The following is a 12,547-nucleotide window of genomic DNA, read 5'->3' on the forward strand; positions in this document are numbered from 1 at the left end:
GGTTCATAGGCCAAGACCCAACTATGGAAAAAAGCGTTGGCCTTACCACCAAGGCTACCATGCCCACTACTCCATGTAAAACCGGTGCACTTCCTGGGAATTTACACATACTTATTGACAGTACCCACCCCGCTCCAAAATAGTCAAAAGCGCTCCACCCCAAGCTGAACCCGCTCCAAAATAGGAAAAAAGCGCTCCAATCCCAGCTGAACCCGCTCCACCCCAGCCAAAAGTCGCTCCAGCCCAGCCCACCCAGCTCCCCACACAACCCCATCCCAAACCAAACAACTCCTTCAATATCCTCCCAAATTCATGCTTTTCATTTCCATCAACTTCTAAATCAGCTATAATGGCAATACATAACTACATAAAGGAGTAGAAAAAAATGATGGATATTCAACAAATTAAAGAGGTTATTCCGCATCGTTATCCGTTTTTATTAGTAGATCAGGTGAAGGAGATAGAGGAGGGGAAGAAGGTGACGGCAATCAAGAATGTTACGGCGAATGAGCCGTTTTTCCCTGGACATTTTCCGGATTATCCTGTGATGCCTGGTGTGCTTATTTTAGAAGCTCTTGCGCAAACGGGTGCGATTGCTGTTTTAAATATGGAGGCGAATAAGGGTAAAATTGGCTTTTTAGCTGGGGTGGATAAATGCCGCTTTAAACGTCAGGTGAAGCCGGGAGATCAATTAGAACTTGTGGTAGAAATTATTCGTATGAAGGGCCCGATTGGAAAGGGTAAGGGTGTTGCGACTGTAAATGGCGAGGTGGCTTGTGAAGCGGAGATTACATTTGCTATTAAATAAATAAAATAATCTCCTTTTATCACTCTTTTTATCATGGGCAAGGAATGCCGTTAAAAATTTCCAACATAAAAAATGACAAATAAAGTATGAATTCTCTTTTCTGGGTTAACCTAAGTGCGAGCAATAGGTAATATCAGAAAGGAGGATTTTTTATGAAAAGCGTATTATTAAAAATCGGGGCTTCTGCTTTAGCTCTTACATTAATGACTGCATGTGGTGCGGATAATAATGATGAGCCGACAGATGATAATCCAACCATGGATCAGGAAGAAAGAGATGATGAATTTAATGATGAGCAAAATGATCAAATGGATGGAAACGATACAAACGATACAGATACAAATGACACAAATGATACGAACGACACCAATGATTTGGATAACGGAGACGAAAATGAACGTCCTCAAGAAGACGAAAATCGCTAAGCCACTCTAAATAATAAGAAGAAGGGAATGACCTCTTTCATCCATTACCTTCTTCTTTTTTTATTGCTAGAAAATCCATATTATCTCCATGCTCCCACCTCGCTATCCTTAACCCTCATCTCATGTTTTCATTTATGTAAAAAAACGGCAACGGCTATAGATAATAATTTCAAATATCACCATCCATTATCGAACGCACCAGTTTTCTCAAAAAATATTTATAGAATAATAGCCAAGTAGAATCTACTTTTGAAGCATTCTTTCTAACATAGACATCATCCGAAAACAATTCTACTTGCGCCTAACGCTACGTAAGATGATAAGATAAAATGGGCTTCCCAATCTGTTCTACGTCCAATTCGCGCATTCGGGCAGATCAAGTTTGCGAGCGGATTTTGGAAAAGATATACTAAGTTGAGGAGCTTTTTTTGAAACGAAAGGAACAAAACTTTCGTACTACATAGAGGAGTGCAATTTATTTAAAAACTAGAGAGGCTTTAATTTCTAGATAAAAATATGGAAGGGGTACATACACAGCTATGAGAAAAAGAATTGGAGCAATTGGACTCATTTTTATACTGCTTATCTTAGCGGCTTGTACACAAGATGAAAATGGATCTGCGGAAGAGAAACAAGAAGAAATGATTACTTCGGTACAAACAGATAAGGTGAAAGAGGGCGATTTAACGCGGGAAAGAACATTTCAAGCACGTATTGAACCTGCCCAGATGACCCCAATTATGGTGGAACAGCCTCTAAAAGTAGATACATTAGAGGTGAAGACTGGAGATAAAGTAGAAAAGAATGATAAGGTCGCAGAACTGACTTATAGCGGAAATGTGCAGTCGGTAGAAGCTCCTGAAGCGGGAGAAGTCATTCAAATCCAGGCAGCAGAAGGTGAAAATATTGATCCAGAGGAACCTTTTATGCTGATTGCGGATACCGATGAATGGAAGGTCAAAGGAAATGCATCCGAAAGCATGCTTCAGCACCTGCATATGGATGATGAAGTAACCGTAACAATTCGTGGCGAAGAAAAGAAGGCAACCATCACAAATATGGATCGAGTTCCTGATGATACAGGACTATATCCTGTTACCGCAACATTTGAAGCTGAGGATGCTTCCTTTGCTTTGGGTTCGGTTGCTAAGATATCTGTGAATGAAACCGTAGAATCAGATAAATTATTAGTGCCGACGGAAGCCATTGTAGAAACAGATGGCGAATCCTTTATATTTGTGGTAACGGATGAAGAGAAAGTGGAACAGCGTGCGGTTTCTGTTAACGCTATGCAGTCCGAGCAAACAGCGGTAGAAGGGGACATAAAAGCAGAGGAAGAAATCGTGATAACAGGTCAATCAGGACTTGAGGACGGTCAGTCTGTCGAGGTAGTGAAAGGGGAATAGATTTTGAAGCAGCTTATAAAAACATCTGTAAAACGACCAATTGGTGTCATTATGATCGTATTGGCTGTTCTTGCTTTAGGATTCATGTCACTTCGTAATCTTGCGGTCGATCTTTTCCCTGAAATAGATCTGCCTGTAGCTGTGGTTGCTACAAATTATCAAGACGCAGCACCAGAAGATATACAGAATTTAATCAGTAGACCCATTGAATCCACAGTAAGTGCAGTGGAAGGAATAGATACCGTACAATCTCAATCTCAATCCGGTGCATCCCTTGTGGTGATGATGTTCCAAAACGGGACGGATTTAGACCAAGCTCTGCTGGATGTGCGAGAAAAAGTCGATCAAGTGAAGGGATATTTACCAGAAGGAGCAGGAGAGCCGAGTATTCTTCGTTTTAGCCCAGAATCGCTCCCAGTAATGTATTTAGGGTTAACTGGTGAGGATTTAGCTGAATTAACGGAAATAGCAGACCAGCAAATCGTTCCTTTCTTTGAAAGACAAGAAGGAGTAGCCTCCGTAACAATTGAGGGAGGCTTGGAAAGAGAGATTCAAATTGAATTAAGTGAAGAAAGCTTAGCGCAATACGGCTTATCTCCGCAAGTTGTCATGGAGACGCTCGGAAGTACGAATAGCTCTTCTTCCATTGGTACCGTAGAACAAGGGGACCAAGATTTACAAATTCGTGTCGTCAACGAATTTAAAACAATAGAAGATATTGAAAACACACAAATTCAGACAGAAACAGGCGGCGTTGTCCGAATTTCCGATATCGCAACCGTGAGCGACGATTTTAAAGATATTTCCTCGGAAACAAAGGTAAATGGGGAACATTCCATTGTGCTCTCTGTAATGAAACAAACGGATGCCAACACCGTAGAAGTAGCATCGAATATTAAAGACGCGATGCCAGGAATTACCGAGGATCTTCCAGAAGGCTTGGATTTAAAAACAATTATTGATACATCCGAATTTATCGAGATGTCCATCGACTCCGTATTAAATAATATTCTAATCGGAGGAGCCATTGCCTTTATTATCTTGCTTTTATTCTTCAAAAGCATCCGGGCGACAATCGTTATTGGATTATCTATACCAATCGCTATTATTGCCACATTTACGCTCATGTATTTTACAGGTCAAACATTGAATGTCCTTTCTTTAGGCGGATTAGCCTTAGGAATAGGTATGATGCTGGACTCCTCGATTATTATTTTGGAGAATATTTATTCTTACCGAAAAAAAGGATACAGTCTATTTGATGCAGCAACCAAAGGATCCATTGAACTGGCACCAGCCGTTATCGCATCAACCACAACGACATTAGTCGTATTCTTGCCGATTATCTTTGTAGAAGGCTTATCAGCGGATTTATTTACACCGCTGGCACTTGCAGTATCCTTCTCCTTAGTAGCATCGTTAGTCGTTGCGATTACTTTAGTGCCAATGCTGTCTTCCAAATTATTAGCAAATGTCATGGAAGGTTCCGGCAAAAGATATTGGTTTGATCAATTCTTGAATTGGCTAAAAGATGCTTATGGCAACGGATTAAAGAAAGTATTAAAGTTTAGAAAAACGACGGTGCTTGTAACGATTTTAGCCATTGTAGGCAGTCTGTTCCTTATCCCACGCATTGGTATGGAATTTATGCCATCAGCCGACCAGGGGCAGGCACAAATTACGGTGGAAACACCGCCTGGCAGCAGCTTATCCTACACGGCAGGTATTACAGAACAAATCGATGCCATCTTAAAAGACTACGAGGAATATATGGATGTCAGCTATGTTACTATCGGAGCTGCTGATTTTACAGGAAGCAAGAATCAATCGACCTATACCATGCAATTAATACCAGCATCGGAACGTGATAAATCAACCCAGCAAATCATGGTAGAAATTGATGAACGTGTGCAGCATATTGCAGGCGCAGAAATCGCCGCATCTGCCATGGATGGCGGCATGGAGATGGGTGATCCAATCACGATTCAATTAAACGGTCCAGAAAACGACGTACTATTCGATTTATCGGAGAAAGTGTTAGAAGAAATTCAGGATATACCAGGTGTAACGAATACCTCATCTACTGCAGAAGACGGTATTCCGCAAATGGAGATTAGCGTAGATGAAGACCTTGCAACTAGCTATGGTCTCTCGGCAGCACAAATCACCAGTCAGCTAGAAATGAAATTTACAGGGCGGGTAGTCGGCCAATATCGTGAAGAAGGCCAAGAAGTGGATATAAGCCTTTATTATCCAGAAGATACACGCACAAGTATCGAAGACCTGCTCGATACGACGATTCAATCGCCGACAGGAGTGGCTGTTCCATTAGAAGAGCTTGTGAGCCTAACGCAGGAAGAAGGACCACAGAGTCTCTTAAGAGAAAATCAGCAGGCGCAGATGAATGTCAGCTCAGGAGTAGTCGATCGTGATTTAGGCAGTGTTGTATCCGATATTGAAAAACAACTTGACCAGATGGACTTCCCTGAAGGCTACAACTATACCATTGGCGGTCAAGCAGCTGATATGGAAGAAGCCTTTACAGAACTTGGCTTGGCATTAGTATTTTCGATTTTCTTAGTGTATATCGTTCTTGCAGTACAATTTGAAAATCTATTACAGCCGTTTATCATTATGTTTGCATTACCAACAACAATCATTGGCGTTGTCGGCGGGCTATTTGTTACAAATATATCTCTCAGTGTAGCCGGCTTTATCGGTATCATCATGCTCGCCGGTATTGTAGTAAATAACTCCATTGTTCTCGTAGACTATATCAATATACTGCGGAGACAAGGCATGGACCAATTAGAAGCGATTGTTGAAGCAGGACGCTCTAGATTGCGCCCGATTCTCATGACATCTCTGACAACCATCCTAGCGATGATTCCATTAGGACTCGGTATCGGCGAAGGAGCAGAATTACAACAGCCATTAGCAGTAACAATTATTTTTGGATTAACGGTTTCTAGCATCTTTACATTATTCTTCGTACCAGTTATCTATCTTATTTTTGATAACATGACGAAAAAGGTAAAAGGAAGAAGAAAACGTAAGAAGGAAGCAAAAGGTTAAAAAAAGGGGTCAGCTCCAGCAAGGTGAGGAAGATGAGTTGCGGGGCTGCTCTTTTTCTTTTTTTAGGATGTTCAAAAAGTCCCACAAAAGTGACACTGCGAATTTCTTCGTTAGCTTGCTTTTCCGCTACTCATGTATTAGTTGCATACACTCCGTTGAGGCCTGCGATTACTCGGCCTATTAAAACCGTTGCTCAAATCTGCGCTGCCTCGAACTTCTTGGTCCTTTTTATCGAACTTTTTGAAAACGCATTTAGGGAGAAAAAAATTGTTCATTTTTGTCAAAAATCGGGTATGCTATAAGTAAGTAGAAAGGAAGGTGCGGAAAATGGTATTATCGCAATTTATGCAATTATTAACGGGAATATTTGAAGGACTATTAGGAATCCCTCTCTTTGGCGGCATGTATATTATGGGTTCTGGTTATACACCATTATTTGTGATGCTGGTACTTCATATCATTACATTGATTATAGCCAAACGTGATGGCAGATGGATAGCAGGGAGTGTTTTAGGAATCATCACAAGCATTCTCGGCTTTATTCCAATTGTCGGAATGATTTTGCACTGGATTACATGTATCGTACTTATTATATCTGTATTCCAACCCCGTAAATATTAAATAGGAGATAACAAAAAATCGGATGATGTAAAAGTCATCCGATTTTTCTCTTAAACGCATATTTAAAATGCCTTACTCAGGCCACCAGCGAAATCCGTCTTTTGCAAGCAGTTCATCTGCGGCTTTCGGTCCCATGGATCCAGATTCATAATTCGGGAAGTCAGGTTTCTCGTGTGCCCAGCTAGCTAATATTCGATCTACAAATTCCCAAGATAATGCAACCTCATCCCAATGGGTAAAGTTCGTTGCATCTCCAAGCATACTGTCATAGAGAAGTTTTTCGTATGCTTCTGGTGTGTTAATACCTGATTGCGCATCCTGATGATAAGCAAGCTGAATCGGCTCCGTTAAGTTACCATTGCCTGTTTTCTTTGCATTCAGATGCAGGGTAATCCCTTCATTTGGCTGAATGTTAATGACAAGTAAATTAGGATTACGTAAAGCATCTTTTCGATGATAAAGGTTCATTGGAATATCCTTAAATTCCACCACAATTTTGGTTGATTTTTCTTTCATACGTTTCCCCGTACGGATATAGAAAGGAACACCGGCCCAGCGATAGTTGTCAATAACAAGTTTTCCGGCAACAAAGGTTTCTGTTTCGGATCCTTTTAGTGCTTCTACTTCATCCTGATAACCGACTACTTCTTTTCCATCTATCGTTCCAGCACCATATTGTCCACGGACAAAATACTCATCAACTTTATCTTCTTTTACCGCACGTAAAGCCCGCAATACTTTTATTTTTTCGGAGCGAATTTCTTCCGTACTGAGGTTAATCGGCGGTTCCATTGCAAGCAATGCGACCATTTGCAGCATATGGTTTTGAATCATATCTCTTGTCGCACCCGATGTATCGTAGTAATGCGCACGCTCTTCTACACCAAGTGTTTCGCTGCTTGTAACCTGAATATTATTGATGAACTGATTATTCCATAAATGCTCAAAAATACCGTTCGCAAAACGAATAACCTCAATGTTTTGGACCATTTCTTTCCCAAGGTAATGGTCAATACGGTAAATTTGGTCTTCATTAAAAGCAGCTTGAAGCTCTTTGTTTAGTTTCTTCGCAGATGGCAAATCATGTCCAAATGGTTTCTCGATAACTAATCTTGTCCAACCTGGCGTATCTTTTAAGCCATGGTTTTTGAGCTCATTCGCAATGGTTCCAAAAAAGTCCGGAGCCATCGCTAAGTAGAATAGGCGGTTACCATCCGTCTGATAATCTTTTTCAAGAGACTCTACCATATTCTTTAAATCATTATATGAATCCGCAGATGTCACATCAAAAGGTCTATAGTAAAAATGAGAAGTGAACGCAGATACATCTTCATCCTCTGTAACTAATCCTTGGATAGATTTCTCAACATTTTCTCGAATAATGTCATTGTCCCATCCACGGCGAGCAAGACCAATCACTGCAAAATTCTCATCTAATTTACCACTCTTATAAAGGCGATAAATCGATGGATATAATTTACGGTTTGCCAAATCACCAGTTGCTCCGAAAATGACGATAGTTGCTTTTGGTTGTATAGTTTCACTCATGATATTTTTCCTCGATTCTTTAGTTAGTAACGATGTTAAAAACATTAAAAAATACCCTAAAGAGTAGAAGGGGATTAATCATTTACTTTACAGAATAAACTGTGTCTTTGTCAATATATTTACCTGTACGACGGGTTAATAAATTGACTTTTCTGAACGTTGTTATAGGGAAATGGCATAAATGCGGAATGTGTCGTGGAGCTAAATGACAGTATAAACTCTGAAATAAAACTAGCATTATTTTGTAATGATTGTTAAAATAAAGACAATTTAATGAAGGGAAGTGTTTATTTGTTCGCAGCACCTGTTATTTTAGAAGAAAAAGCAGACTACATGAAGCATGATCGGCTGTTTAAAAAGCTGATTAAAGAGTTTTTCGAAGAGTTCATCGAAGGATTTTTCCCCGATCTTCACCCCTACATTGATTTCTCCGAGGTCACATTTTTAGAGCAGGAAGTATATTTAGACTATATCAAGGGCACCAAGAAAGAAATCGACCTTCTGGCAGAGGTAAAGCTTAACCATGAGGACAAAATCCTCCATATTCACACGGAAGCCCAATCGTCTCATGAAGCTGATTTCCCCGAAAGAATGTTTTTATACTTCAGCTACCTCTACGCAAAACACCGCAAACCTATTCAACCCATTGCTGTTTTGAGTTATAATAGACAAAAAGAAGAACCAACCCAATTCAGAATAAATACCCCTCATCAAAATGTACTTCAATTTAACTTTTTACAACTACACTTAAAAAAGAAAAACTGGAAAAAATACATTCAATCAGATAACCCGGCCGTAGCAGCATTACTCAGTCAGATGGGGTATAAAGAGCATGAACGTGTTCAGGTGAAGCTGGAATTCCTGCGCATGATCAGCCGTATGCAAATAGACCCTGCCAAGATGGAATTCTTGTATGGCTTTTTCGAAGCCTATTTAAAACTAAACGAAAAGGAGGAAGCGCAAATGATGGAGAAAATTGATAACTTACCGGAAGGAGAAAAAGAAGTGGTGCTTCAGCTGCCCAATTCCTATTTTGAGAAGGGGAAACAGGAAGGGATCGAGGAAGGCATAGAAAAAGGTATAGAAAAGGGAATAGAAAAAGAAAGACAAGAAATAGTTTTAAAATTGATAGCTAAAGGCATGTCAATTACTCAAATAGAAGAAATTACAGAATATAGTAAAGAGGAAATTGAAAAGCTTGCAAGCGAGTAGGTAAATGAGCTGCAATTAATCAAGAAAACAGGAAAGAATTATTCAATCAGATAACAAAATCGTGACAGGATTAATCAGCCAGATGAGTATCGCAGTGTAACTGGCTGTTAGCCTCCTACCTCAAGAATATAGAAAATTCAAGAAATATATATGGGAGTTCCAACAGCCAATAACTGCCTATTTGGTTGATGGTCTATAGGGAGGCCGTTTTTGATCATACGTTTAAAACTAAACGAAAAGGAGGAAGCGCAAATGATGGAGAAAATCGATAACTTACCGGAAAGAGAAAAAGAATTAGTGCTTCAGCTGCCCAATTCCTATTTTGAGAAGGGGAAACAGGAAGGGATCGAGGAAGGTATAGAAAAAGGAAGGCAAGAAGGAAGACAGGAAGGTAGACAGGAAATAGCATTAGAATTGATTGCAAAAGGAATGCCAATCAGCCAAATAGCAGAAATTACAAAATTAAGCAAAGAGGAAATTGAGAAGCTTGCAAGGGAGTAGGAAAATAGTTATAAGATAAACTCGCTCCATTTTGGCTTTATAGGCAACACAAAAGATCTTCTATAATCAGTGCATTCGATTGCAGAAGATTGCTACATACTGTCTTAACCTTCAAATACTTTCTCTGAAAATACTTATAGAACAATTGCTAACGGGAACGAAATAAGCAGTCCAAGCGGAATCGAAAGCCACATTACTTTAATAGACGTATGAAATTTCTTAAACGCAAGAAATAATACACCGATTACCCAAATTACTATTATAAGAAAAAATATTGGGGCCACAAACGTATCATCTGTATAATTCTCCCCAATAGAGCCAGATGCCAAAAACATAGATAGGAAAACTGCAATTAATCCAGAGAAAACAGTATGAAGAGTAAGCGTGATTTTGTTAACTTTCAAATTTCTCCCTCCAAGTTTTCTAGTCTTTACACTTTTAGTATAATACTTCCTTAGCCATTCCTGTTCAATAATCCATATGAAATTATAAAAAAAAGACAACGTAAATTTGTAATTTGTTTCTTAAAAATTGACACCAAAAAAACCTTGGTAGATCGATAAAATAATCAAGATTTATAAATACATTGCTGTGTATTATATCGGAGTGAAAGAAGGCATAGAGAAAGGAGTTCAAAGAGTTATTAAACTTTATTATTAGCATGCTTTGCCTTATGCAGCTTTACCATAATCTGATTAATAACCTGTGAAAACATTAAACCGATAGCAATGCCCCCAGCCATCAACATAACTTGGGCAGAAAGCTGAATCGCTGTATTATAATCATTTTCAACGAAGTTCCGCATGGCATTGTAGGCAACACCGCCAGGAACAAGAGGAATAATGCCAGATACTATAAAAATAATAATCGGACGTTTTAACATACGTGAACAAATTTGACTAAGAATGGAGACGAGAACCGCCGCAAATGTGGTTGCAGCAACGATATCCACATGAAAATCCCTAAGAATATAAAATAAAATCCAGCCGGCCATACCGACAAGACCGCATGGAATTAATGATTTTTTGGGCGCATTGAATAATACGCTAAAGCCTGCAGATGCAATAAAACTGGCTATAAGCTGAACAATGATTTCTAACATAGTACGCTACCCTCCATTCAAAAATGAAATTAATGTCCTTTAAACAGGGAAAAAACCATAGACCATTGCAACCCCCGCTCCAATTGCCACGGCAGTAAGTAGTGACTCAATCCCTTTGGAAACACCGGAAACAAGGTGACCAGTCATTAAATCACGAATCGCATTCGTAATAGGGAGCCCGGGAACAAGTGGCATGACTGCACCGATAATAATCATATCTAAGCTACCACCAAAGCCAATCAGAAAACAGAATGCAGCTGTTAAACCAATAAATGATGATCCGATAAACTCTGCAAGAAAGCGAATCTCAATAATTTTGTCAAAAAGAGTCATGGTTAAGTACCCAATACTTCCAGCAAGACAAGCTGGTAAAAAGTCCGGCCAAGTCCCGCCGAACATTAAAGAGAAACATCCACTGGCCAGGGCTGCCGCAAGAACCTGGAAGCTTAAAGAAAAAGTCGGCACATTTTTTTCTAAAGTCTTTAGTTTGTTATAAGCAGTTTCCAATGGCATCTGGGTCGCAACAATTTCCCGGGAAAGCTGATTCACTTTATCGATTTTATGTAAGTCTGTAGCTCGCTTGGTAATCCGTAAGAAATAGCTGTTGGATGTATAATCTAGAGAGAAGTGTAAACCAGTTAACGTAGCATAGCTTTGTGGATTCTCCACTCCATAGGACTGGGCAATCCGATTCATTGTATCCTCCACCCGATAAGTCTCCGCTCCAGAAGCTAACATAATCTTACCAGCTAGTAAACAAATCTTTTCCACTGTAACAGATGACTGCATCAAAACTTCCCTCCCTCGCTTTTTGTTCCAGAACTATAGCATTATCTTATTATATGGAAACAGTGCAATGAAATAAAGCCTTTGGTTAAAATTTCAAATATTATAAACAAGCCTACCCTCAATCCATCATGATTCAAACATAAGAAAACTCGCCGAAATAGAAATCGAGTCTATCCTACTTAGACGAGAAAAGAGACCTATTATTTATACCTACCAATTAATTAGGGTTAAATAACCACCATTAATATAAATACAAGGGCAATAAGAGGAATAGCATTTGCTAAAGCGATAGTAATAAAAATGAATGTCTGAATACGTTGGGCAAGCTCTTTTTCAATGTTCCCTGCTGGTGACCGTTGGGAAATAGTATAAAAAATATTAAAAATAATGATAATAGCAATAATCGCAAGCGGAATAGCAGCATCAGACATGACCAGCTCCTCACTCGGTGAATATGCAAAACCAAATACAAGCATAAGAATTGGTATAACCTCAACCAAAGCAACTCTTGTAAAAAACTGATTCATATAACGCTGGAAATCATCCGGATTCATCAACAAATCATCTAATGCCGACCTAAATAAACGAATTATTCCTAACCCAGCTATAACAGCAGCTAATACAAAAATATACAAATACACCCCATAACGCCTCCTTTTATTAATCTGAGTCTATCATAATTACTTCTCTAATATGATTCATACACTCAAAAAAAGCAGGCAATCTTGCTCTGAATTAGGGAAAAGTCGGGCTCGCGCTCCAACTCAGACTGAGCTCTCTCCAAAACAGAGCCAAAGCGCTCCAATCCAAGCTAACTCCGCTCCAATCCAAGGCCAAAGCGCTCCAACCGAGTCAAAATTCGCTCCAAATCAAGGCCAAAGCGCTCCATCCGAGTCAGAAACCGCTCCAAATCAAGGCCAAAGCACTCCGATCGAGGGTACTGTCAATAAGTATGTGTAAATCCCCAGGTAGTGCGCCGGTTTTACATGGAGTGGTGGGCATGGTAGCCTTCGTGGTAAGGTCAACACTTTTTTTCATAGTTGGGGCTTGGCCTATGAAC

The 12,547-nt window shown here is 39.6% G+C and carries 13 protein-coding genes; 7 read left to right on the forward strand and 6 right to left on the reverse strand.

Translation table 11 applies throughout. The features are described 5' to 3' along the window. Nucleotides 1-111: 111 nt before the first annotated feature. Nucleotides 112-264, reverse strand: a complete 153-nt coding sequence (locus KI343_RS19105; protein WP_212928006.1) for a hypothetical protein — start codon at nt 262-264, stop codon at nt 112-114. Nucleotides 265-385: 121 nt separating this feature from the next. Here KI343_RS19105 and fabZ point away from each other — a divergent pair, with 121 nt between their 5' ends. From fabZ to KI343_RS19130, 5 genes are all read left to right on the forward strand, one after another. Then, entirely contained in the window at nt 386-808 is a 423-nt protein-coding gene (fabZ, locus tag KI343_RS19110; protein WP_212928007.1) for a 3-hydroxyacyl-ACP dehydratase FabZ, read from the forward strand. A 152-nt stretch (nt 809-960) separates the two neighbouring features. After that, nucleotides 961-1,233, forward strand: coding sequence for a hypothetical protein (locus tag KI343_RS19115; protein WP_212928008.1), 273 nt, complete (start codon nt 961-963; stop codon nt 1,231-1,233). Nucleotides 1,234-1,772: 539 nt separating this feature from the next. Continuing rightward, entirely contained in the window at nt 1,773-2,639 is an 867-nt protein-coding gene (locus tag KI343_RS19120) for an efflux RND transporter periplasmic adaptor subunit (RefSeq protein ID WP_212928009.1), read from the forward strand. Between the two features lie 3 nt (nt 2,640-2,642). Beyond that, complete coding sequence (locus tag KI343_RS19125; protein WP_280530156.1) at nt 2,643-5,714, forward strand: efflux RND transporter permease subunit; 3,072 nt, start codon at nt 2,643-2,645, stop codon at nt 5,712-5,714. 327 nt (nt 5,715-6,041) lie between these two features. After that, nucleotides 6,042-6,335, forward strand: a complete 294-nt coding sequence (locus KI343_RS19130; RefSeq protein ID WP_212928010.1) for a hypothetical protein — start codon at nt 6,042-6,044, stop codon at nt 6,333-6,335. A 72-nt stretch (nt 6,336-6,407) separates the two neighbouring features. On the opposite strand, the gene zwf is transcribed toward KI343_RS19130, so the two are convergent. Then, nucleotides 6,408-7,883, reverse strand: coding sequence for a glucose-6-phosphate dehydrogenase (gene zwf, locus KI343_RS19135; protein ID WP_212928011.1), 1,476 nt, complete (start codon nt 7,881-7,883; stop codon nt 6,408-6,410). 291 nt (nt 7,884-8,174) lie between these two features. On the opposite strand from zwf, the gene KI343_RS19140 reads away from it, so the two are divergent. Further along, the gene (locus KI343_RS19140) at nt 8,175-9,095 is read left to right on the forward strand and encodes an RpnC/YadD family protein (protein ID WP_244857132.1); all 921 of its coding nucleotides are present in this window, start codon (nt 8,175-8,177) and stop codon (nt 9,093-9,095) included. Between the two features lie 252 nt (nt 9,096-9,347). Further along, nucleotides 9,348-9,596 carry a helix-turn-helix domain-containing protein gene (locus tag KI343_RS19145; protein WP_212928013.1) on the forward strand — a complete coding sequence of 83 codons (249 nt, stop codon included), beginning with the start codon at nt 9,348-9,350 and terminating at the stop codon, nt 9,594-9,596. 134 nt (nt 9,597-9,730) lie between these two features. Here KI343_RS19145 and KI343_RS19150 read toward each other — a convergent pair whose 3' ends face one another. The 4 genes from KI343_RS19150 to KI343_RS19165 all read right to left on the reverse strand — a co-directional run bounded on the left by KI343_RS19150 (nt 9,731) and on the right by KI343_RS19165 (nt 12,128). Beyond that, the gene (locus tag KI343_RS19150) at nt 9,731-10,000 is read right to left on the reverse strand and encodes a hypothetical protein (RefSeq protein ID WP_212928014.1); all 270 of its coding nucleotides are present in this window, start codon (nt 9,998-10,000) and stop codon (nt 9,731-9,733) included. 239 nt (nt 10,001-10,239) lie between these two features. After that, the gene (locus tag KI343_RS19155; RefSeq protein WP_212928015.1) at nt 10,240-10,698 is read right to left on the reverse strand and encodes a threonine/serine exporter family protein; all 459 of its coding nucleotides are present in this window, start codon (nt 10,696-10,698) and stop codon (nt 10,240-10,242) included. Between the two features lie 39 nt (nt 10,699-10,737). Further along, the gene (locus KI343_RS19160) at nt 10,738-11,487 is read right to left on the reverse strand and encodes a threonine/serine exporter family protein (protein WP_212928016.1); all 750 of its coding nucleotides are present in this window, start codon (nt 11,485-11,487) and stop codon (nt 10,738-10,740) included. A gap of 227 nt (nt 11,488-11,714) precedes the next feature. Next, complete coding sequence (locus tag KI343_RS19165) at nt 11,715-12,128, reverse strand: hypothetical protein (RefSeq protein WP_212928017.1); 414 nt, start codon at nt 12,126-12,128, stop codon at nt 11,715-11,717. Nucleotides 12,129-12,547 lie beyond the last annotated feature (419 nt).

The organism is Oceanobacillus sp. J11TS1 (assembly GCF_018333215.1).
In the GTDB taxonomy this organism is placed as follows: domain Bacteria; phylum Bacillota; class Bacilli; order Bacillales; family Amphibacillaceae; genus Oceanobacillus.